Origin of the sequence: Pseudomonas sp. LABIM340, from assembly GCF_040017195.2 — a bacterium.
In the GTDB taxonomy this organism is placed as follows: Bacteria; Pseudomonadota; Gammaproteobacteria; order Pseudomonadales; family Pseudomonadaceae; genus Pseudomonas.
This window is the reverse complement of the sequence record NZ_CM200227.1, coordinates 6,323,115-6,343,044: the sequence shown is the minus strand read 5'-3', so window position 1 is coordinate 6,343,044 and position 19,930 is coordinate 6,323,115. Positions and strand designations below refer to the sequence as shown.

The window sequence follows — 19,930 nt, the reverse complement described above, 5'->3', positions numbered from 1 at the left end:
GGCCGGCCTTCAGGCCTCGGCCAGCGCCCGGTTCAGAGCCTGCTCCAGGCTCTGCTTGTAACGCAGGAAGTGCACCGTCTGCAGCTCCCCGCCTTCGCGCATGGCCGACAGGTCCAGGTCGGTGATGTAGCAGGGGTAGCGCTCTTGCCCTCGCCGACGGTCGAGGATATGCCGGGCCGCGGCCTGGAACAGCTCGCTGCCGAACTCCAGCTCCGAGAACTCGCGGTGGTTGCAGAACAGCGTGGTGCGCGCTCGCTGGCCTTCGCCCGGTTCGACAATCGCCTGCACGTTATAGAACGGCAAGGCTTCCAGCGGTTGCGGCGTGCTGCGTCGTTCGATGCGTTGCGCGCGCTGGTGGCCGTTGGTCACCACCTCGTAGAAGATGATGTCGGCGCCCACCGGTCCCTGCGCCTCCAGTAGCGAGATCACCGCGTTACGGCGGTACTGCACCGATTGCAGGAAGCGCTGCAGCGGCAGCAGCAGGCCTTCCTCGGTGTCGTATTCCTGGCGGCGCCGCCAGAGGGCGTTGCGCTCGTCGAGGATGGTGATTTCCGCGCTGCCTTCGTCCAGGCGGTAGAACACCTGTACGGTATTGGCCCGGCCCAGCGGCAGGATCATGGCGAGGTCATCGCCCTCCAGCGCGTGCCGGTCCAGTTGCAGGAAGCCGCTGTCGTCCTGGGTGTCGCCCAGGTGCTCGACCAGTGCCGGCAACCCGTCGATCACCCGATGGCTGACGCTGCCCGGCACCAGGTGCAGCAGGTGGAAGTGCTGGCGCACCTGCAGCAGGTAGCGCCCGCCCTTGCCGCTGGCGAGCTGCGCGTGGGCGTCGCGGAACAGGTCTTCCACGCGCTGGGCGATGGCCGTGGCGCGGTTGCGGCAGAAGCAGCGCACCAGCAGGCGCGGCGGCGGGGCGTCGGAGGGCACGCTGTTGAGGAATTCGCGCAGGCAGTCGAGCAGCGCGTGCGGGCCTGCGTAGCGGCTGACCAGCAGTTCGTTCCAGCTGTTCAGGGTGATCTGGTCGAGGGTCAGCACCAGGTTGTCGCGCACGCCGGAATAGCCGAGCGAGTCGGTGCGCTCGGTGGTCATGTGCACGTTCATCTGGCTGTGCTGGCGCAGCGGGTCGACGCCGACGTTCACCAGCAGCAACACCTGCGAAGGCACCGCGCTGCGCAACAGGGCGCTTTCCGGCACCTCGTTGAGCGGCAGCGGGACGGCCTGCTGCAGGCAGCCCAGCAGGTTCTGCAGTTCGAACTCGCTCAGGTCGCTGCTACCCGGTTGCAGGGACAGCCGCGTGGTGGCGTCGATCACCCCGTTGCGATGGCTCCAGGCGAGCAGTTCCATGAGGTCGCGGGCGCGGCGCAGCGGGGCGAAGTCGGCCATCTCCTGCAATGACAGGTTGCCGCCGAACAGCGCCCAGTACGGCGGCTTTCCGGCTTCGCTGCCGGGCAGCTGGGCGAGGGTGAGGATGTCTTCGGCCATGTCCGGGGCAATGCCCGGGTTGATGAATTCGACCTTGCCGGCCTTGCGCTCGAAGGCGGCATACAGGCGCCGGCCGAGGATGCCCATGTCCCGCGGGTTGATGCCGCTGGCGACGTGCTGCAGGCGGGCGAACTGCGAGAGGAAGCGGTAGCTGTGGGTCAGTTCGTTGACCAGCGCACGGCGCTCCAGGAGCACCTGGCGGACCTTCCACTGGCTGCGGCTGTCGAGCTGGGCGAAGGCGCGGCTGTCCCACTTCCAGGGCGCCGAGACGCGCTCCATCACCTTGCGCTGCCAGCTCTTGTGGCCCTGGCGCGGCGGGCGGCTGAGCTTCTTGCCGACCTTCAGGTAGAGGCAGCGGCGGATCAGCTCCAGGCGCTCGGTTTCGCCGCGCTCCTTGAGGTATTCCTCCAGGCGGCGGTAGAGCATGACGTAGGGGTCCAGCTCCTCCACGTCCAGGCGCCCGGCGTAGATCGCCTGCTTGTAGCGCAGGCTCAGGCAGGACACCTGCGGGTGTTCGCTGGCGTAGACCTCGGTGAGCAGCAGCTTGAGCACCGACTTGTAGGGCGACTCGATGCCCTTGAACAGCTGCCACATGCCGGCGCCGATGAACTCGCCCGGCGGGATGCGCGCCAGGTGGCCGAGGTCGAGGACGTCGTCGGCGCGGATGAAGCGCTTGTTCAGCAGCGTCTGGCAGTACTCGGCGTAGCGGTTCTCTTCGTAGACCGGCACCAGCCACCACAGGGGCGTGCGGCCGCCAAGCCAGATGGCGGTGCGGTAGAACTCGTCCAGCAGCAGGTAGTGCTGGCTGGTGCCGCAGTCGTCGGAGGTCAGCCGGGCCTCGCGGGCGCCCTGGGTGTAGTGCTGCGGGTCGACGAGGAAGCAGTGCACCTCGGCACCCTGGGTGGCGGCCCATTGCTCGAGCAGCTCGCACTTGCGGCGCAGCTCTGCCAGCTCGCGCTCGGTGAGGTCGGAGGCGTGGCAGACCCACAGGTCGAGGTCGCTCTGCTCGGCCTGGGCGACGGTGCCCAGGCTGCCCATCAGGAACAGCCCGTGGATCGGCAGCGGCGGGTTGCCGCGGCGGGTCTTGTAGCTGAAGGAGCGGGTCAGGCGCTGGGCTTCGGCGAGGATTTCGTCGTCCGGGACGAAATTCGACAACCCGGCGGGCGTACTGGCCGAAACGTAGCCGGGCAGCAGCGGATGGTTCACGTCCAGCAGCAGTGGCAACAGCTTGAGAACCAGCTGCTGGCGCGTGGAAAGCGCTTCGCTGGCCCGATGCAGGCGCGCGGCGTTGACCTTGAGGAAGCGTTGACGCAGCTGCGTCAGCACCTTTCGGTCGATGCCGTCGTCGATGTCCGGGCGGATCTCGGGGGTGAGCGTCATGGCGTACTGCTGTCTGGCCAGCGGCGCCGCATCAGGGAATGCGGCGCTCGGAAGTGTGCCAGTTTATCGCCCGCTCGCGGGGGAACTTGAGGTCAGCTGCGCAGGATGCCGAGCAGGACCTGGGCGTGCTCGGCGGCATCGAGGCCCAGGTTGGTGAGATAGCCGCCGTCCTGTTTGTCGATCAGGCCCTTGGCGTGAAGCCGACCCGCAGCCGCCACGGCTTGGGCGGAGGCGTCGTGGTGGACTTTCAATCCCGCCTGGCTGTTCTCCAGGTCATAGAGCGCCAGCAGGTCCAGTTCCTCAACCATTTCTTTCGTGAAAGCCATTCGCCTAACTCCCGATGGTCAATGAGGCCTCAGTGTAGTCTCAAGTCCGACCGGTTCGGCAAGCGGTCTTGTGTCGCTGATTCATTTCGCGATGCTGCCGTTACGCCTCGGTGCCGTCGGGCAGGGTTGGCAGCGCGCGGAGGGCCTGTTCGTACCACTCGCCGTTGAACGGGCGATCCTCGGCCAGCATCGCTTCGATCTCGTGGGCGAGCACCAGGGCCATCAGGTGCAGGGCGTCCTCGCGTTCGTAGCCGACCAGGGTCAGCTTGTTGAACACCGCGCGGGCCGCTGCCGGGCTCTCGCTCTCGATCTGGTTCTCGATGGCCTGGATCAGGGTGTCTTCGGCGAAGGCCTCTTCGCCATCATCGTGTTCGCTCATCTCGGGATTCTCCGATGGGCTTGTGGAGCGCCGGGAAGTTGGCCAACCTGCGGGGCAACTTCCGATGCGTAGAAGGATTGTCGGGCGACATGATCACCTATTACACCCTCGTCGGCGACCGCCTGGTGCGCCACAACGGCAGCGAGTGCCACGGCATGCCCAAGGACACGCTGTGGATCGATCTGTTCCAGCCCACGGCGGAAGAGGAGCGGCTGCTGGAGTCGATCATCGCGGTGGATGTGCCGACCCGCGAGGAGATGGCCGAGATCGAAGATTCCTCGCGCTTCTACGAGAGCAATGGTGCGCTGTACATGACCACCAGCGTGGTCGGCGGCATCCGCGAGCACAATCCCACCGTCTCGGAAGTCACCTGCGTGCTGACCCCGCACTGGCTGGTGACGGTGCGCTATACCGACCTGCTGGCCTTCCGCACCTTCGAGACGCGCACCCAGCGCGGCGGCTGCGAGGGTCGCAGCGATCAGCTGTTCGTGACCCTGATGGACAGCGTGGTGGACCGCATCGCCGACGTGCTGGAGATCGTCCAGAAGCAGCTCGACAGCCTGGGCACCAGCATCTTCCGCGAGGGCCCGGCCAGCGAGAAGGCCGACCTGCAGGAAGTGGTCAAGCAGCTGGGACGCAAGAACTCGCTGCTGTCCAAGCTCAACGAGAGCCTGCTGAGCATCAGCCGGCCGCTGTCGTACTTCCGCCAGGGCAGCAACGGCTGGATCAGCGACGAGGTGAAGCTGGGCATGAAGTCGGTGGAGCGCGACGTGCGCTCGCTCAGCGAGTACCAGACCAAGATGGCCGGGGAAATCACCTTCCTGCTGGACGCCACCCTGGGCCTGATCAACATCGAGCAGAACAGCATCATCAAGGTGTTCTCCATCGCTGCCGTGCTGTTCCTGCCGCCGACCCTGGTGGGCACGGTGTACGGCATGAACTTCGCGCACATGCCAGAGCTGCAATGGCTGGCCGGCTACCCCATGGCGCTGGTGGCGATGGTGATCTCGGCGATCATTCCCTACTACTGGTTCAAGTACAAAGGCTGGCTCTAGACGGGGTTGATGCGGGTCAAGAAAGGCTTGCGGCACGGGTAGCACAGTGGAGGGCCGTCCCCACGTCTCACAGGAGGAGACCATGGCCCAGCAGCCCAAGCCCCGGCAGCCCATTTCCCAGGAGAGCCTGCCGCAACCCGAAGCCAGCAAGCCCGCCGCCGCCGCGCTGCCCGAAGCGACCACCGAGGGCGGCGCGCAGATCCAGGCGCAGAGTCAGGGCCCGGTCGCGCTGACCGTCGCCATGGCCCCGCGCGGCAGCAACGAGGACTCCGGCTCCGCCCAGCTGCCCGCCAGCTATCCCTACCGCAAGCGCCTGCAGCGCAGGGAGTACGAGAAGGCCAAGGCCGAGCTGCAGATCGAGCTGCTGAAGGTGCAGAACTGGGTGAAGGAGACCGGCCAGCGCATCGTCCTGCTCTTCGAGGGCCGCGATGCCGCCGGCAAGGGCGGCACCATCAAACGCTTCACCGAACACCTCAACCCGCGCGGCGCCCGCGTAGTGGCGCTGGAGAAACCCAGCGACGCCGAGCGCGGCCAGTGGTACTTCCAGCGCTACATCCAGCACCTGCCCACGGCCGGTGAAATCGTCTTCTTCGACCGCTCCTGGTACAACCGCGCCGGGGTCGAGCGGGTAATGGGCTTCTGTTCGCCGCGCCAGTACCTGGAGTTCATGCAGCAGACGCCGGAGCTGGAACGCATGCTGGTGCGCAACGGCATCCACCTGTTCAAGTTCTGGTTCTCGGTGAGCCGCGAGGAGCAACTGCGCCGCTTCGTCTCGCGCCGCGACGACCCACTCAAGCACTGGAAGCTGTCGCCGATCGACATCCAGTCGCTGGACCGCTGGGACGATTACACCCAGGCCAAGGAAGCGATGTTCTTCCACACCGACACCGCCGACGCGCCCTGGGTGGTGGTCAAGTCCGACGACAAGAAGCGCGCGCGGCTCAACTGCCTGCGGCACTTCCTGCACAGCCTGGACTACCCGGACAAGAACCCGAAGATCGCCCGCGCGCCGGATGCGCTGCTGACGGGGCGTGCCGCGCTGATGGACCGCGACGAGCTGGAGCGCCCGGCGCAGACAATGGTGGCGGTGCAGGCGCCGGAGCCGGAACCGGAACCCATCCCGGCCTGAGGCGTTACTGCTGGCTGATCAGCATGAGCTGGCCGGAGACCGCGCGGGCGTTGCGATCGACGATGATCGGCGCCCAGGGCCGGCCGGAGGCGCTGACGCCGCTGTTGCTCTTGCTGTTCATGTCCAGCAGCGCCTTGCTCAGGTACTCCCAGCGGGTCCGCAGTTTCTTGGTCGCGTCGCTCTCGGGCAACTGGTCGATGCGCTGGGTCAGCAGCGGCACCAGCACGCCCTCGTCCTGGCCGAGGTATTCCTGCGGCTGTTCGCGGGCCAGCTCCAGGCCACTGATATAGGCGCGGCCCAGGTACTGGGTGGCGAGGTATTCCACGCGTACCGGCAGCTCCCACAGCGGAATCTGGCTGGCGTCGGCGGTGGCGGGGACGAAACGTTCGATCTGGTTGAGCAGGTCGCGCAGGGAACGGCTCAGGTCCTGGTTGTAGCGCCAGGGCAGGTCTTCTTCCTTGGGGCCGTAGGAAACGCCATTGCGAATCTGGGTAACGAACTCCGCGTGGGCCTTGCGCAGCGCATCGTCGGCCTTGGGGTAGGCCTTGACGGCGTTGTCGAGGGTAGCCAGGTCCTTCTCCAACTGGGCGGCGTGGCCCTCCTGGAAACCTTCGCCGCGCAGCAGCAACAGGCTGTTGATCGAGCGGCAGGTATAGACCTGCAGGGTCTGCAGCTGCAGTTCCTCGCTGGGGAGGTTGGCCTGGGCGGCGAGGGCGAAGAGTCCGAAACAGCACAGCATGAACCCACGAACGACATCGAGATTCCGGAGCATGGCGGAGGCGTCCTTATTGTTATTGTGAGCCGCGCGATTCGCCGGGTGTGTGTCTTTTTGGCGCCAGAAACGCAGCTATTCCTAGGCTAGCCGCGAACGAGGCCGCTGCAACCGACCGAAAGAGTGATTTGCGCAGGTGATGCCTGGTACGGGTGACGCCTGGTGCGGGGATGCTTTGTACGGGTGATGCGCTATACGGGTGGAGGTGCCGGCGGAAGGTCGGGAGGGGGGAGTGCTCTGGGGAGAGAGCCGGACCTTCCGCCGGGCTTGAGGGGCAGGCTGGCGTCAGAAGCGCCAGTAGGCGGAGAGGGTGGTCTGGTCGAGGTCGATGTCACCGACGTCCAGGTATTCCTGTTCCAGGCGCACGCCCAGGCCGCCGATCACGTCCATTTCGCCACCGAAGCCATAGAGCGCGTCCACGTCGTCGGACTTGCCGGCGGCATCGTTATCGGCGTGCCAGGCGTGTACGCCGGCGATGCCGTACAGGCGGATGCGCTGGCCGATGGGGAAGCCCAGGTGCACGTTGGCCTGCAGCGATTGACCGTCGAAGTGCTTGTCGCCGTCGCTCATGTCGCCGAAGTCGACCACCGCGCCTTCCAGGGACAGGTAGTTGTTCAGGCGGTAGCCGGCGTACAGCTTGTAGCTGTCGTCCTGGTCATCGAAGGAGCGGTCGTCGATCTCGAGGCGGGTGACGCCGCCACCGACGTAGAGGCCGCTGTCGTCGGCCATCGCCAGGGCCGGAGCGGTCAGGGCGAGGGCGCAGAGGAGTTTCGAAAGGCGCATAGGATTCCCTTGCGGCCGACGTGGAGAGCCGGCCGCCTTGCTGTCTTGCGGAGGGTTGGGGTGCCGCTCTGGCGCGGGCTTTTCGGCTCCGGCGCAGCGGCGGGGGCATTAGAGCGGGGCGGTGGCGTGCGCGACCATCGAAGCTTGTCGAGACTCGTCTGGCTTTTGTTCTAGAGGCTGCCGTTCTGGAGGTTGTCGGCGAGCGTCAGGCGTGGGCGGCCTGGCGCAGTCGCTCGCGGTCCAGTATCTCGATGCCGCCGTAGCTCAGGCGCACGATGCCCTGGGCTTCCAGCTCCTTGAGGATCTGGTTGGTGGTCTGCCGCGACAGCGACAGCATGGCCGCGAGCTGTTCCTGCGGCAGGTGCAGCTCGCGCTTGGCGGTGGCCGACTCGCCGTAACCCTCGGCGATCATCAGCAGGCGCCGGGCCAGGCGCGGCGCGGCCGGCAGCAGCGACAGCTCCTCCAGCACGGCGAAGGTGATGCGCAGCTTGTGGCTCATCAGCAGGGCGAAGTCGCGCCAGTATTCCGGGTGCAGCGCCAGCAACGCCTGCAGCGGCGCCACGGGTACCTGCAGCAGCACGGTGGCGCCCTCGGCGTAGGCGTCGTGGGTGCGCGGCTGGCCGTCGAACAGGCAGATCTCGCCGAACCAGTTGGGCGCTTCCACCAGCGCCAGCAGCGCTTCCTTGCCGGTCTCGCCGACCACGCTGACGCGCATCGCGCCTTCCACCACGCAATACAGGCCGCACGGCGCATCGCCACGGGCGAACAGGCGCTGGCCGGCGGGCAGGCGGCGCACCACGGCGGCGTCGCACAGGGCCTGGCGCAGGCCCTCGGGGAGGGTCTGGAACCAGCGGCCATCTTGCAGGCAGGCGAGGTAAGGCTTGGCGTCGGTCATGGGCAATGTCGGCTAGCTGACAGAGTGGCAGGGCACAGATCGCCATCATGCCAGTACCTTGCGGGAGAACAACAATGAAAACTCTGGTCGATCACCTTGCCCAATATGCCGCCTACCACCGTGACCGGCGGAACATCGTCAGCCATTTCATCGGGATTCCGATGATCGTGCTGGCCATCGCCACCCTGCTGTCGCGCCCCGGCTTCGAGCTGGCGGGCCTGCTGGTCTCGCCCGCCGCGCTGCTGGCGCTGGCCTCGGTGGTGTTCTACTTGCGCCTGGACCTGCGCTTCGGCCTGCTGATGACCGCGCTGCTGGCGCTGTCGTTGTGGCTGGGCGCCGGCTTTGCCGCCGGCAGCACCGCCTACTGGCTCACCTGGGGCATCGGCCTGTTCGTGGTGGGCTGGATCATCCAGTTCGTCGGCCACTACTACGAAGGGCGCAAGCCGGCGTTCGTCGATGACCTTACCGGGTTGATCGTCGGTCCGCTGTTCGTGGCCGCCGAAGCGGCCTTCCTGCTCGGCCTGCGCGACGAAGTGCGCCACGCTGTGGAAGAGCGCGCCGGCCCCACCTGCATCCGCGAGAAGAAGGCGACCGCCTGATTCGCTTCAGTCCGTACCGCTGAGCTGGCGCAGGATTCGCGCGCTGTCGGGGTCGGCCGGGAAGAAGGTTTCCAGGGCCAGCTCCGACAGCGTCACGTCCACCGGTGTGCCGAACACCGTGATGGTGCCGATCAGGCTGCACACGCCCAGCTCCGTCTGCAGTTGCACCGGGATCAGCACCATGTCGCCGCTGGCCGCCTCGTCGTAGGGCGGCGCCGGGTAGGCCGCCACTTCGTCGCGCAGCGCCGCCAGCGCGGGGTCGCCGCTGGCCTCGAAGTCGCGCTGCAGGCGCTCCACCACATGCGCCTTCCACGGCCCCAGATTGAGGATGCGCGGTGCCAGCCCCTTGGGGTGCAGGCTCATGCGCAGCACGTTGATCGGCGGCTGCAGCAGCTCCGGGTCGACGCCAAGCAGGAAGATATCCACCGTGCGGTTGGACGCCAGCAGGTTCCAGTGGCGGTCCACCACCATCGCCGGGTTCGGCTCGTGGGCCTTGAGCAGCTGATCGATGGCCTGCCGGGCCACGGTCAGTGCCGGGTCGTCCAGGCCCTTCTCCGAATACACCGGGGCGTAGCCGGCGGCGCTGAGCAGGCGGTTGCGTTCGCGCAGGGGAATGTCCAGCTGTTCGGCCAGATGCAGCAGCATCTCGCGGCTGGGCAGGGCGCGGCCGGTTTCGACGAAGCTCAGGTGGCGGGTGGAAATCTCCGCGTCGCAGGCGAGGTCGAGCTGGCTGAGCCGGCGGCGCTGACGCCACTGGCGGAGCAGGGTGCCGACCGGTTGGGCCGGGCTGTTGTGGGCTGGGCTGTTCATGGCTGGACCGTTCGTGGCAGTACGGGTCATGGCATCGAACAATAGACCTGCCACCCCGTGACGGCCATTACCTGGCAGGTAATCGACGCACCTACGTCCCGGGCGGATTCTTCAGCCACACGCCGCCAACCGGTGGTGACCCCTGAAGGAGCTTCGCCATGACTCTGCTGCAACCTTCCCCGCTGCTTCGCCTGACCCTGAAAGTCGATGCCATCGCCGGCGGCGCCATGGGCCTGCTGATGGCCCTGGCCGCGCAACCGCTGGGCACACTGCTGGGCCTGCCCTTCGTCCTGCTGCTGGTGGCCGGGATCGTGCTCCTGCCGCTGGCGCTGGTGCTCTACTGGATGAGCAACCAGACGCTGCTGTCGCGCACCGGCGTCTGGGCGGTGATCGCCCTGAACGCGCTGTGGGTGGTGGAGAGCGTCGCCCTGCTGGTGACCGGCTACGTACAGCCGACCACCCTGGGCTACGCCTTCGTCATCGGCCAGGCGCTGGTGGTCCTGCTGCTGGCCGAACTGGAGTTCTTCGGTCTGCGCCGGTCGGCTGTCCTGGCCTTGTGAATGCAACAACAGTAGGGCGCACAACGCGCCAGCGTTATCCGCCGGACTGAATCCGGCGCATAACCTGTTCCAGGTTATGCGCCCTACGGCGCTACAGGATGCGGAACGCGTTATGCCAAGGCTTCGCGGACGAAGTCGAGGCGATCCTGGCCGAAGAACATCTCGCTGCCGACGAACATCGTCGGTGCGCCGAACATCCCGCGCTTGATCGCCGCCTCGGTGTTGGCCTTCAGCGCATCCTTCACTTCCTGCTCGGCGGTCAGCGCCAGCAGCGCCTGCGGGTCGAAGCCCGCCTCAGCCAGCAGCGGACCGAGCACCGCCGGGTCGCCCAGGTTCAGCGCGTCCACCCACATGCCCTTGAACACGCAGGCCAGCAGCGCCTCGAAGCGTTCCGGCTGGCGCAGCTGCACGCCGGTGGCGGCGCGCATCAGGGTGAGGGTGTTGATCGGGAAGTACGGGTTCATCTTCAGCGGCACGCCATAGCGGCGGGCGAAGCGCAGCATGTCGATCATCGTGTAGCGGCCCTTGGCCGGGATGGCGATGGGCGAGGCATTGCCGGTGGCCTGGAACACGCCGCCCAGCAGCACGGGGCGATAGACCAGCCCGGCGCCAGCTTCGGCGCAGATCGCCGGCAGCTGAGTGTAGGCCAGGTAGGAAGTCGGGCTGCCGAAATCGAAGTAGAACTCGACGCTCTTGCTCATGAGTGGCTCTCTTTCTTGTTGTCGTTATGGGCGGATTACCAGCGCTCGATCCAGGGGCGTAGATCCAGTTCGAAGGTCCAGGCATCGCGCGGCTGGGAGTGCAGGTACCAGTAGCTGTCGGCGATGTGCTCGGGGTCGAGGATGCCGTCCTGGTCTTTCAGCGCGTAGCGCTCGGGGAAGGTCTCGCGGATGAATTCGGTGTCGATGGCGCCGTCCACCACCACGTGGGCAACGTGCAGGCCCATCGGCCCCAGCTCGCGGGCCATGCTCTGCGCCAGTGCGCGGATGCCGTGCTTGGCTCCGGCGAAGGCGGCGAAGCCCGAGGCGCCGCGCAGGCCGGCGGTGGCGCCGGTGAACAGGAGAGTACCGCGCTGGCGCTTGACCATGCGCTTGGCCACCTCGCGGCCGGTGAGGAAGCCGGAGAAACAGGCCATTTCCCAGATCTTGAAGTACTTGCGCGCGGTCTCGTCGAGGATGCTGCAGGGCACGTTGGCGCCGATGTTGAAGACGAAGGCTTCGATGGGGCCGATGTCGCGCTCGATGGTTTCCACCAGCTCGATCACCGCCTCTTCCTTGCGTGCGTCGGAGGCGAAACCGTGGGCCTCGCCGCCTTCGGCGCGAATCTGCTCTACCAGCGGCTGCAGCTTGTCCGCCGAACGCCGGGTGACGCAGGCGACGTAGCCTTCACGGGCGAAGCGGCGGGCGATGGCACCGCCGGTGGCATCGCCGGCGCCGATGACCAGGACGACTTTCTTGTTCGACATTCTCGTTTCCTCAGGGTTGCGCGAAAGTGGGTAAACGGTCGTTAGGTAAACGAACGTTATGTTACTCTCGACTCCAACGTCAACCGCTTCACCGGAGTCGCCCCGATGCGCTACTCAGCCACCCACAAGGAAGAAACCCGCCAGCGCCTGCTCGACAGCAGCGGCGCGCTCGCCAAGCAGGGCGGCTTCGCCACCTCCGGCGTGGACGGACTGATGAAGGCGGTGGGCTTGTCCGGCGGGGCGTTCTACAACCACTTTGGCTCCAAGGACGAACTGTTCGCCGCCATCGTCGAACGCGAGCTGCGGCAGAGCGTCGAGCGCCTCGCCGCCAAGGGCAAGGTGCTCGATCGTGCGCGCCTGGAGCGCGGTTTGAAGCGCTACCTGAGCGTTACCCACGTGCAGGACGCTGGCGCCGGTTGTGCGATTCCGGCGCTGGGGGCGGAGATCGCCCGCGCCGAGGAGCCCGTGCGGCAGAGCGCCGAGGATGCCCTGGTGGAGTTGCAACAGGCCTGGGCCGAGGCGCTGGGTTCGCCGGAAGACGCCTGGGCGCTGCTGGCGCAGTGCGTCGGCGCGCTGGTGGTGGCGCGGATGGTTGCCAGCGAGAAGACGCAGAAGGCGATCATCGAATCGAGCCGGGACTTCCTGCTGCGTCATCTCGACGAGCAGTAATCTCCCTTGTAGAAGCGGGCCATGCCCGCGATCGCGCGCATGGCGCGCTCCTACAGGTTAAAGACCACGTATCGCCAGGTCTGCACCGAGCAATAACAACCCACCGAAGAAGCAGCGGCGGAACGCCAGCGGGCTGATCCGCGAGCGCAGCCAGGTGCCCAGGTACATGCCCGCCAGCGCCGGCAACAGGGCCAGCAGCGACAGGCCGAGCACGTCCGCCTGCAGCAGCGAGCCGTGCTGGCTGAGGGTGATCGCCAGGGCCAGGGTCGAGACGGTGAAGGACAATCCCAGTGCCTGCACCAGGTCGTCCTTCTCCAGCCCGAGAGCTTGCAGGAAAGGCACGGCGGGAATCACGAAGACGCCGGTCACGGCAGTGACGCCGCCGGTGATCACGCCGATCAGCGGCGACAGCCAGCGCTCATGCTTCGGCGCCACGCTGAAGCGCTTGTTCGACAGTCCCAGCAGCGCGTAAAGAATCAGCGCCACACCCAGCAGCGGTGTCGCCGCCGGCCAGTTGCGGCCCGCCAGCAGCCAGCCCACCAGCAGGGTGCCGATGACGATGCCGACCAGCATGCCCCACATCCGCTTGAGCAGCCCGAGGAAGCGCGGCCCGGCGGCGAGCTGCCAGATATTGGTGACGGTGGACGGCACGACGAGAATCGCGGCTGCCTGCATCGGCGGCATCACCAGCCCGAGCAGCCCGACGGCGACCGTGGGCAGGCCGAGGCCCACCACGCCCTTCACCAGACCGGCGAGGAGGAAGGTGAGGACGATCAGTTCGAGGTGCTGGGGGAGGGCGTCGAACATGGCCGGGCCTTGCGTGAAAAGGACCGGGGCAGGATACGGAAGAACGAGGCTCGGCGCGAACCTGTAGGAGCGGGCCATGCCCGCGATCGCGTCCATGGGACGCTCCTACAGGATATTTCGGTGCTCGGATCGGCCCTCACCCTAACCCTGGCTGCGCGCCCCGCTCAGAGGGCTGGGGAGAGGGCAAGCCCCCGTGCTGGAGCATGAGGCGGAAGACCGCCCGATCAGATATTCGCCACCGGCTGGTACGCCTTCGGCTTGAAGTACAGCGTCTCGCCACGGGCCAGCCCGGTCAGGCTGTCGTGGTCCTTCACCACTTCGGCCTCGATCAGCTCGTCCTGGCCGTCGACCTTGAGGGTCACCCGGGTGATCGCGCCCAGCGGGCGGATGTCGCGGACTTCGGCGGCACGGTGCTCGGCCACTTCGGAGCGCGACAGCGAGATTTCGTGCGGGCGGAACAGCACATGCTCGTCACCGCCGATGTGCAGGCGGTTGGAGTCGCCGAGGAAGTGGTAGACGAAGTCGCTGGCCGGGTTCTCGTAGACCTCGCCAGGGGAGCCGATCTGTTCGATCACGCCCTTGTTCATCACCACGATGCGGTCGGCAACTTCCATCGCTTCTTCCTGGTCGTGGGTGACGAACACGGAGGTCAGGTTGATCTCCTCGTGCAGGCGTGCAAGCCAGCGGCGCAGCTCTTTACGCACCTTGGCGTCGAGGGCGCCGAAGGGCTCGTCGAGCAGCAGGATCTTCGGTTCCACCGCCAGTGCACGGGCCAGCGCGATACGCTGGCGCTGGCCGCCGGAGAGCTGCTCCGGGTAGCGGTCGGAGAGCCAGTCCAGCTGCACCATGTTGAGCAGTTCGTGGACCTTCTCGGCGATGCGCGACTCGCTCGGGCGCTCCTTCTTCGGCTTCATGCGCAAGCCGAAGGCGACGTTGTCGAACACCGTCATGTGGCGGAACAGCGCGTAGTGCTGGAACACGAAGCCGACGTTGCGATCACGCACGTCGTGCTGGGATACGTCCTCGCCGTGGAACACGATGTTGCCCACGTCCGGGGTTTCCAGGCCGGCGATGATGCGCAGCAGGGTGGTCTTGCCGCAGCCGGACGGGCCGAGCAGGGCGACCAGCTCGCCGCTGTGGATGTCGAGGTTGATGTCGTTCAGCGCCTTGAAGGCGTTGAAGTTCTTGCTGACGTTACGGATCTCGATGCTCATGGCGTGGCTCTCACTTATTCATCGTCAGCTTTGACTTTGGTGCGGGACAGGCGCGACTCGCTCCACTGCTTGAGCAGCAGGATGACCAGGGCCATCAGCAGCAGCAGGGTGGCGACGCTGAAAGCGGCGACGTGGTTGTATTCGTTGTAGAGGATTTCGACGTGCAGCGGCAGGGTGTTGGTGACGCCGCGGATGTGCCCGGAGACCACCGACACCGCGCCGAACTCGCCCATGGCCCGCGCGGTGCACAGCACCACGCCGTAGATCAGGCCCCATTTGATGTTCGGCAGGGTCACGTGCCAGAACATCTGCCAGCCGTTGGCGCCGAGCAGGCGCGCGGCCTCTTCCTCCTGGGTGCCCTGTTCCTGCATGAGCGGGATCAGCTCGCGGGCGACGAAGGGGAAGGTAACGAAAATGGTGGCCAGGACGATGCCGGGCACGGCGAAGACGATCTGGATGTCGTGGTCCGACAGCCACTCGCCGAAGTAGCCCTGGGCGCCGAACAGCAGCACGTAGATCAGGCCGGCGATTACCGGGGAGACCGAGAACGGCAGGTCGATCATGGTCACCAGGATGCTCTTGCCGGGGAACTCGAACTTGGTCACGCACCAGGCGGCGGCGACGCCGAACACCAGGTTCAGCGGCACCGAAATGCCCACGGCGATCAGCGTCAGCTTCAGCGCGGCGAGCGCGTCGGGTTCCAGGATGGCGTCGAAGAAGGTGCCGAAGCCCTGCTTCAGCGCCTCGCTCAGCACCACGAACAGCGGCAGCAGCAGGAACACGGCGAAGGCCAGCCAGGCCAGCGCGATCAGGGCGCGGCGGCCCCAGACATTACCCCGGCGAGCAGCGTTGGCAGCGGCCGCGGCGGAAAGGCTTGCGGTACTCATGGCGCGCTCCTCAGGGTGTTTCGATGCGGCGTTGCAGCAGGTTGATCAGCAGCAGCAGGACGAAGGCGACGACCAGCATCAGCACGCCGATGGCGGTGGCGCCGGTGTAGTCGTACTGGTCCAGCTTGACCATGATCAGCAGCGGCAGGATCTCGGTCTTCATCGGCATGTTGCCGGCGATGAAGATCACCGAGCCGTACTCGCCGACGCCGCGGGCGAAGGCCAGGGCGAAGCCGGTCAGCCAGGCCGGCAGCAGCGCCGGCAGCAGCACGTGGCGGAACACCTGCAACGGCTTGGCGCCCAGGCAGGCGGCGGCTTCCTCGATTTCACGCGGGATGTCCGCCAGCACCGGCTGCACCGTGCGCACCACGAACGGCAGGACCACGAAGGTCAGCGCCAGGGTGATGCCCAGCGGGGTGTAGGCGATCTTGAAGCCCAGCTCGGTGGCGAAGCGGCCGACCATGCCGTTGGGGGCGTACAGCGCGGTGAGCGCGATACCGGCCACGGCGGTGGGCAGGGCGAAGGGCAGGTCGATCATTGCGTCGATGATCTTGCGTCCCGGGAAGCGGTAGCGCACCAGCACCCAGGCCAGCAGGGTGCCGATCACGCCGTTGATCAGGGCGGCGATCAGCGCGGTGCCGAAGCTCAGCTTCAGGGCGGCGATGACCCGCGGCGCGGTGATGATGGTCCAGAACTGATCCCAGGAGAGCTGGGTCGTCTTGAGGAACATGGCCCCCAGCGGAATCAGCACCAACAGGCTGAGATACACCAGGGTGTAGCCCAGAGTCAGCCCGAAGCCGGGTATGACCGGGGAGATGCGTCGCGACATTGTCTGTCCTTTCTCATGAACGCGTTGAGCCCCCGCCATGGGGCGGGGGTTTTCCTTCCACGCGGGCTGTGCACCGGCCCGCGCGGATCGGGCCGCCCGGCGCAAGGCCGGGCGGGTGGTGCATCACTGCGCCTGGTAGATCTTGTCGAAGATGCCGCCGTCGTTGAAGAACTTGGGCTGCGCGACTTTCCAGCCGCCGAAGTCCTTGTCGATGGTCACCAGGTTGAGTTTCGGGAACTGGTTGGCGAACTCGGCAGCGACCTTGGCATCACGCGGGCGGTAGAAGTTCTGCGCGGCGATGCGCTGGCCTTCTTCGCTGTACAGGTACTTCAGGTATTCCTCGGCGACCTTGCGGGTGCCTTTCTTGTCGACGGTCTTGTCGACCACGGCCACCGGCGGCTCGGCGAGGATGGACACCGACGGCACGACGATCTCGAAGTTCTCGCCGCCCTGTTCCTTCTTGGCCAGGAAGGCTTCGTTCTCCCAGGCCAGCAGCACGTCGCCAATGTTGTTGTTGACGAAGGTGATGGTCGAACCGCGGGCGCCAGTGTCCAGAACCGGCACGTGCTTGTACAGGTTCTGCACGTATTCCTGGGCTTTCTCGTCGCTACCGTATTCCTTCTTCGCCCAGGCCCAGGCGGCCAGGAAGTTCCAGCGGGCGCCGCCGGAGGTCTTCGGGTTCGGGGTAATGACTTCCACGCCCTGCTTGGTCAGGTCGGCCCAGTCCTTGATGCCCTTGGGGTTGCCCTTGCGGACCAGGAACACGATGGTCGAGGTGTAGGGAGTGCTGTTGTCGGGCAGGCGGGCCTGCCAGTCGGCGGGCAGCAGCTTGCCCAGCTTGTTCAGTTCGTCGATGTCGCCGGCCAGGGCCAGGGTCACCACGTCGGCCTTCAGGCCGTCGATCACGGCGCGGGCCTGCTTGCCCGAGCCACCGTGGGATTGCTGCACGGTCAGGTCGTCACCGCCCTGGGCCTTCCAGTGTTTGATGAAAGCGGCGTTGTAGGCCTGGTACAGCTCGCGGGTCGGGTCGTAGGAAACGTTGAGCAGTTGGGTCGCGGCGGAGACGGGGCCTGCGATCAAGGCGCTGGCCAGTGCGGCCAGGGCGAAACGGCGGATGGACATGTGCAGCTCCTGAAAAAATGCAGTTCTTTATGTTTGTTTGGCAGGGTCTTTCGGGGGAGGGGCGTTGTCAGCCACGCATTCGTGGCTGGCAGCTGCAATACCGGTGGGGCAGTTCGGTCATGGCGACGCTCCGGATGTCCAGTCGGTTCGTTCAGGGCTCAGGCAGGTTTGCCGGGGCTCTGCTGCAGGCGGAATTTTTCCTTGCGCTCGATCTGCACGACCTGGCCGTTGTGCACGGTGATCTCGACGGCACCGAAACGCAGGCCACGCAGGGCGCTCTGCACTTCACGCAGGATGTTGGCTTCGTCCTGGCCGTCCAGGCTACGGAGGGTTGCGCTCATGGGTATCTGCTCCTAGTGGGTTTACCACCGGCCGTTTCATCGACGGCGCGTGCGGTGTGAGCGCATCTTAGGCAGGAGCTGGATATTCTTAAAAATACTGTTTAAGAATTTTTATATATCAGAAAGTTTTTAGCGAGGATTTACGCGGTGCCGCGCGGCAATTGCGCCAGCAGGATGTCGGCCGGCTGCGGGGCGCCGTACCAGTAGCCCTGGCCGAAGTTGCAGGCGTGGGTGAGGAGGAAGGCGGCCTGGTCCGGGCGCTCGATACCCTCGGCGACCACCTGCAGGCCCATGCTCTGGCCCAGGGCGATCACCGCGCAGGCGATGGCGGCGTCCTCGGATTCGTCCGGCAGGCCGGCGACGAAACCCTGGTCGATCTTCAGCTTGTGCACCGGCATGCGCTTGAGGCGCATCAGCGAGGAATAACCGGTGCCGAAGTCGTCGATGGCCAGGTGTACGCCCAGCAGGCGCAGTTGGCAGAGCAGCTCCAGGGCCTGGTCGAAGTTCTCCATCACCGCGCTTTCGGTGACTTCCAGCTCCAGGTGATGCGGCTCCAGGCCGCTCTGCTCCAGCGCCAGGGCCACGCGCTCTTCCAGGCCGCCGCGACCGAACAGCCGGCTGGAAACGTTGACCGCGATGAAGTCCAGGCCAATGCCGGCGTCCAGCCACTGGCGCATCTGTCGGCAGGCCTGTTCCAGCACCCAGGCGTCGATGGCGGTGATCAGGCCGCTTTCCTCGGCCACCGGGATGAACTCGCTGGGTGGAATCAGCCCCTGGCTCGGGTGCTGCCAGCGCACCAGCGACTCGACGCCGACCATGCGGCCGGTGGCCAGGTCGTGTACCGGCTGGAAGTACAGGCGCAGCTCGTCGTGGTCCAGCGCGTGGCGCAGCGCTGATTCCACCTGCACGTGGGAACGCGCGCGGGCGGTCAGCTCGGGGGTATAGAAGGCGTAGAGGTTGCGCCCGCTGGCCTTGGCCTGGAACAGCGCGGCGTCGGCGTGCTGCAGCAGGTGGTCAACGTTGCGCGCGTCCTCGGGGAACAGGCTGACCCCCAGGCTTACCGACATGTAGATGATCTGTTCGTTGACCTCGAAGGGCGCGCTCATCGCTTCCAGCAGGCGCTGGGCGAGGCTGCTGGCATGGTGCGGCTGCTGGCTTTCGAGGACCACGGCGAACTCGTCGCCGCCCAGCCGCGCCAGGCAGCAGCGTTCGTCCAGGCAGTCTTCCAGGCGCTTGGCCACCGCGCGGATCAGCAGGTCGCCGATGTTGTGGCCGAGGCTGTCGTTGATGTGCTTGAAGTGGTCAAGGTCGATGCTCAGTAGCGCGCCGCCGCCCTGTTCGCGCTCGGCACGGGCCAGCGCCTGTTCGATGCGCTCGCGCAGCAGCAGGCGGTTGGGCAGGCCGGTCAGCGGGTCGTGGTGGGCGAGGAAATCCAGTTCGTGCTGCGAGCGCTTGAGGCTGCTGAGGTCGGAGAACACCGCGACGTAGTGGGTCAGTTCGCCCTCGTCATTGCGCACGGCGCGGATGTGCTGCCACTGCGGGTACACCTCGCCGCTCTTGCGGCGGTTCCAGATCTCGCCGCTCCACACACCGTTGTCGTGCAGGGCGGTCCACATGCGCTGGTAAAAGGCATCGTCCTGGCGGCCGGATTTGAGCAGCGACGGCTGGCCGCCGAGCACGTCCTCGGCGCTGTAGCCGGTGATGCGCGAGAACGACGGGTTGGTATGCACGATCACGCCGCGCGCGTCGGTCACCAGCAGGCCTTCCTGGGTCGCCTCGAAGACCGCGGCGGCCTGGCGCAGGTGGTCTTCGTTGCTGCGCTGGTGGGTGATGTCGCGGTTGACGCCGGTCAGGCGCAGTGGGCGGCCGTCCTCGTCGCGGGTCAGGCGGCCGCTGCTGCGAACCCAGCGGTAGGTGCCGTCGCTGTGGCGGATGCGGTAGACGCATTCCAGGCGCGTACGCAGGCCCTGGAGGCAATCCTGGTGGAGGGCCAGGACGCGCGCGCGGTCTTCCGGATGCAGGCGGTTTTCCCACAGCAGCAGGTCATCGCTCAGGTGCTCCAGGGGCAGGCCGAGCAGGTTGGCGTAGCCGGAGGAGTAATGGACGCGCTGGGTTTCCAGGTCCCAGTCCCAGATGCCGTCCTCGACCACTGCGAAGGCGCGGCTCAGGCGCTGCTCCTTGTCGGTCAGCGCGGCGAAGGCGGCGTGCTGCTGGCGAAAGTGCCGCCAGAGCAGGAAGAACAGCACGAGGAAGGTGACCGCGAGGAATCCGTACTTCTTCAGCTCCATCGCCCGCGCCAGCGAGGCGGGGTCGAGCAGGACATTTTGTAACCATTGGTCACCCAGCCAGACCCAGAGGGTGGCGGCGACCAGGTACAGAAAGCTGATGCGCAGGGCGCTGAGGCGTGGATTCATGCGGTCGTGGGTTGG

21 protein-coding genes are annotated in these 19,930 nt (G+C 66.5%); 5 read left to right on the top strand and 16 right to left on the bottom strand.

Annotated features, from left to right (window positions below; genetic code table 11):
• Positions 1-9: 9 nt before the first annotated feature.
• The 3 genes from ABKS89_RS29175 to ABKS89_RS29165 form a co-directional block, all read right to left on the bottom strand.
• Entirely contained in the window at positions 10-2,859 is a 2,850-nt protein-coding gene (locus tag ABKS89_RS29175) for a class I adenylate cyclase (RefSeq protein WP_348588522.1), read from the bottom strand.
• A 92-nt stretch (positions 2,860-2,951) separates the two neighbouring features.
• Positions 2,952-3,185 carry a TIGR02647 family protein gene (locus tag ABKS89_RS29170; protein WP_138213701.1) on the bottom strand — a complete coding sequence of 78 codons (234 nt, stop codon included), beginning with the start codon at positions 3,183-3,185 and terminating at the stop codon, positions 2,952-2,954.
• Between the two features lie 100 nt (positions 3,186-3,285).
• Positions 3,286-3,564, bottom strand: a complete 279-nt coding sequence (locus tag ABKS89_RS29165; RefSeq protein ID WP_138213702.1) for a hypothetical protein — start codon at positions 3,562-3,564, stop codon at positions 3,286-3,288.
• A gap of 89 nt (positions 3,565-3,653) precedes the next feature.
• Between ABKS89_RS29165 and ABKS89_RS29160 the strand changes: the two genes are divergently transcribed.
• Together ABKS89_RS29160 and ppk2 are read left to right on the top strand one after the other, a co-directional pair.
• Positions 3,654-4,619, top strand: coding sequence for a magnesium transporter CorA family protein (locus tag ABKS89_RS29160; protein ID WP_138213703.1), 966 nt, complete (start codon positions 3,654-3,656; stop codon positions 4,617-4,619).
• A 241-nt stretch (positions 4,620-4,860) separates the two neighbouring features.
• Positions 4,861-5,748, top strand: a complete 888-nt coding sequence (gene ppk2, locus ABKS89_RS29155) for a polyphosphate kinase 2 (protein WP_171039398.1) — start codon at positions 4,861-4,863, stop codon at positions 5,746-5,748.
• 4 nt (positions 5,749-5,752) lie between these two features.
• Here ppk2 and ABKS89_RS29150 read toward each other — a convergent pair whose 3' ends face one another.
• The 3 genes from ABKS89_RS29150 to ABKS89_RS29140 form a co-directional block, all read right to left on the bottom strand.
• Positions 5,753-6,520 (bottom strand): hypothetical protein, encoded by a 768-nt coding sequence (locus ABKS89_RS29150; protein WP_138213704.1) that lies wholly within the window; start codon positions 6,518-6,520, stop codon positions 5,753-5,755.
• Positions 6,521-6,805: 285 nt separating this feature from the next.
• Positions 6,806-7,303, bottom strand: coding sequence for an outer membrane beta-barrel protein (locus ABKS89_RS29145; RefSeq protein ID WP_138213705.1), 498 nt, complete (start codon positions 7,301-7,303; stop codon positions 6,806-6,808).
• A 205-nt stretch (positions 7,304-7,508) separates the two neighbouring features.
• Positions 7,509-8,198, bottom strand: a complete 690-nt coding sequence (locus ABKS89_RS29140; RefSeq protein WP_348588521.1) for a Crp/Fnr family transcriptional regulator — start codon at positions 8,196-8,198, stop codon at positions 7,509-7,511.
• A gap of 74 nt (positions 8,199-8,272) precedes the next feature.
• Here ABKS89_RS29140 and ABKS89_RS29135 point away from each other — a divergent pair, with 74 nt between their 5' ends.
• On the top strand, positions 8,273-8,797 hold the full coding sequence (locus ABKS89_RS29135) for an Mpo1 family 2-hydroxy fatty acid dioxygenase (protein WP_348588520.1): 525 nt from the start codon (positions 8,273-8,275) through the stop codon (positions 8,795-8,797).
• A 6-nt stretch (positions 8,798-8,803) separates the two neighbouring features.
• Here the strand turns inward: ABKS89_RS29135 and ABKS89_RS29130 are convergent, their stop codons facing one another.
• Complete coding sequence (locus ABKS89_RS29130) at positions 8,804-9,607, bottom strand: MmyB family transcriptional regulator (protein WP_348588519.1); 804 nt, start codon at positions 9,605-9,607, stop codon at positions 8,804-8,806.
• 158 nt (positions 9,608-9,765) lie between these two features.
• Here ABKS89_RS29130 and ABKS89_RS29125 point away from each other — a divergent pair, with 158 nt between their 5' ends.
• Positions 9,766-10,167, top strand: coding sequence for a hypothetical protein (locus ABKS89_RS29125; protein WP_348588518.1), 402 nt, complete (start codon positions 9,766-9,768; stop codon positions 10,165-10,167).
• A 110-nt stretch (positions 10,168-10,277) separates the two neighbouring features.
• Here the strand turns inward: ABKS89_RS29125 and ABKS89_RS29120 are convergent, their stop codons facing one another.
• Both ABKS89_RS29120 and ABKS89_RS29115 read right to left on the bottom strand, forming a co-directional pair.
• Positions 10,278-10,868 (bottom strand): 2-hydroxychromene-2-carboxylate isomerase, encoded by a 591-nt coding sequence (locus ABKS89_RS29120; protein ID WP_348588517.1) that lies wholly within the window; start codon positions 10,866-10,868, stop codon positions 10,278-10,280.
• Between the two features lie 35 nt (positions 10,869-10,903).
• A complete protein-coding gene (locus ABKS89_RS29115; protein ID WP_138213711.1) occupies positions 10,904-11,632 on the bottom strand; it encodes an SDR family oxidoreductase in 729 nt (242 codons plus the stop codon).
• A 105-nt stretch (positions 11,633-11,737) separates the two neighbouring features.
• Here ABKS89_RS29115 and ABKS89_RS29110 point away from each other — a divergent pair, with 105 nt between their 5' ends.
• Positions 11,738-12,301, top strand: a complete 564-nt coding sequence (locus ABKS89_RS29110) for a TetR/AcrR family transcriptional regulator (protein WP_348588516.1) — start codon at positions 11,738-11,740, stop codon at positions 12,299-12,301.
• 57 nt (positions 12,302-12,358) lie between these two features.
• On the opposite strand, the gene ABKS89_RS29105 is transcribed toward ABKS89_RS29110, so the two are convergent.
• The 7 genes from ABKS89_RS29105 to ABKS89_RS29075 form a co-directional block, all read right to left on the bottom strand.
• Positions 12,359-13,108: a sulfite exporter TauE/SafE family protein gene (locus tag ABKS89_RS29105; RefSeq protein ID WP_348588515.1), complete on the bottom strand. Its 750-nt coding sequence runs from the start codon at positions 13,106-13,108 to the stop codon at positions 12,359-12,361.
• Positions 13,109-13,332: 224 nt separating this feature from the next.
• Positions 13,333-14,322 (bottom strand): sulfate/molybdate ABC transporter ATP-binding protein, encoded by a 990-nt coding sequence (locus tag ABKS89_RS29100; protein ID WP_138213714.1) that lies wholly within the window; start codon positions 14,320-14,322, stop codon positions 13,333-13,335.
• A gap of 14 nt (positions 14,323-14,336) precedes the next feature.
• Positions 14,337-15,209, bottom strand: a complete 873-nt coding sequence (gene cysW / locus ABKS89_RS29095) for a sulfate ABC transporter permease subunit CysW (protein ID WP_348588514.1) — start codon at positions 15,207-15,209, stop codon at positions 14,337-14,339.
• Positions 15,210-15,219: 10 nt separating this feature from the next.
• Complete coding sequence (gene cysT / locus ABKS89_RS29090; protein WP_138213716.1) at positions 15,220-16,038, bottom strand: sulfate ABC transporter permease subunit CysT; 819 nt, start codon at positions 16,036-16,038, stop codon at positions 15,220-15,222.
• 123 nt (positions 16,039-16,161) lie between these two features.
• Positions 16,162-17,160: a sulfate ABC transporter substrate-binding protein gene (locus ABKS89_RS29085; protein ID WP_045215475.1), complete on the bottom strand. Its 999-nt coding sequence runs from the start codon at positions 17,158-17,160 to the stop codon at positions 16,162-16,164.
• A gap of 158 nt (positions 17,161-17,318) precedes the next feature.
• Positions 17,319-17,501: a sulfur starvation response protein OscA gene (gene oscA / locus ABKS89_RS29080; protein WP_017520779.1), complete on the bottom strand. Its 183-nt coding sequence runs from the start codon at positions 17,499-17,501 to the stop codon at positions 17,319-17,321.
• A 140-nt stretch (positions 17,502-17,641) separates the two neighbouring features.
• Complete coding sequence (locus ABKS89_RS29075) at positions 17,642-19,915, bottom strand: putative bifunctional diguanylate cyclase/phosphodiesterase (RefSeq protein WP_348588513.1); 2,274 nt, start codon at positions 19,913-19,915, stop codon at positions 17,642-17,644.
• Between the last annotated feature and the right edge of the window lie 15 nt (positions 19,916-19,930).

Coding starts and splice junctions, on each gene's coding strand:
- ABKS89_RS29175 (WP_348588522.1), bottom strand. CDS start 2,859: ATGACGCTCACCCCCGAGATCCGCCCGGACATCGACGACGGCATCGAC.
- ABKS89_RS29170 (WP_138213701.1), bottom strand. CDS start 3,185: ATGGCTTTCACGAAAGAAATGGTTGAGGAACTGGACCTGCTGGCGCTC.
- ABKS89_RS29165 (WP_138213702.1), bottom strand. CDS start 3,564: ATGAGCGAACACGATGATGGCGAAGAGGCCTTCGCCGAAGACACCCTG.
- ABKS89_RS29160 (WP_138213703.1), top strand. CDS start 3,654: ATGATCACCTATTACACCCTCGTCGGCGACCGCCTGGTGCGCCACAAC.
- ppk2 (WP_171039398.1), top strand. CDS start 4,861: ATGGCCCCGCGCGGCAGCAACGAGGACTCCGGCTCCGCCCAGCTGCCC.
- ABKS89_RS29150 (WP_138213704.1), bottom strand. CDS start 6,520: ATGCTCCGGAATCTCGATGTCGTTCGTGGGTTCATGCTGTGCTGTTTC.
- ABKS89_RS29145 (WP_138213705.1), bottom strand. CDS start 7,303: ATGCGCCTTTCGAAACTCCTCTGCGCCCTCGCCCTGACCGCTCCGGCC.
- ABKS89_RS29140 (WP_348588521.1), bottom strand. CDS start 8,198: ATGACCGACGCCAAGCCTTACCTCGCCTGCCTGCAAGATGGCCGCTGG.
- ABKS89_RS29135 (WP_348588520.1), top strand. CDS start 8,273: ATGAAAACTCTGGTCGATCACCTTGCCCAATATGCCGCCTACCACCGT.
- ABKS89_RS29130 (WP_348588519.1), bottom strand. CDS start 9,607: ATGAACAGCCCAGCCCACAACAGCCCGGCCCAACCGGTCGGCACCCTG.
- ABKS89_RS29125 (WP_348588518.1), top strand. CDS start 9,766: ATGACTCTGCTGCAACCTTCCCCGCTGCTTCGCCTGACCCTGAAAGTC.
- ABKS89_RS29120 (WP_348588517.1), bottom strand. CDS start 10,868: ATGAGCAAGAGCGTCGAGTTCTACTTCGATTTCGGCAGCCCGACTTCC.
- ABKS89_RS29115 (WP_138213711.1), bottom strand. CDS start 11,632: ATGTCGAACAAGAAAGTCGTCCTGGTCATCGGCGCCGGCGATGCCACC.
- ABKS89_RS29110 (WP_348588516.1), top strand. CDS start 11,738: ATGCGCTACTCAGCCACCCACAAGGAAGAAACCCGCCAGCGCCTGCTC.
- ABKS89_RS29105 (WP_348588515.1), bottom strand. CDS start 13,108: ATGTTCGACGCCCTCCCCCAGCACCTCGAACTGATCGTCCTCACCTTC.
- ABKS89_RS29100 (WP_138213714.1), bottom strand. CDS start 14,322: ATGAGCATCGAGATCCGTAACGTCAGCAAGAACTTCAACGCCTTCAAG.
- cysW (WP_348588514.1), bottom strand. CDS start 15,209: ATGAGTACCGCAAGCCTTTCCGCCGCGGCCGCTGCCAACGCTGCTCGC.
- cysT (WP_138213716.1), bottom strand. CDS start 16,038: ATGTCGCGACGCATCTCCCCGGTCATACCCGGCTTCGGGCTGACTCTG.
- ABKS89_RS29085 (WP_045215475.1), bottom strand. CDS start 17,160: ATGTCCATCCGCCGTTTCGCCCTGGCCGCACTGGCCAGCGCCTTGATC.
- oscA (WP_017520779.1), bottom strand. CDS start 17,501: ATGAGCGCAACCCTCCGTAGCCTGGACGGCCAGGACGAAGCCAACATC.
- ABKS89_RS29075 (WP_348588513.1), bottom strand. CDS start 19,915: ATGAATCCACGCCTCAGCGCCCTGCGCATCAGCTTTCTGTACCTGGTC.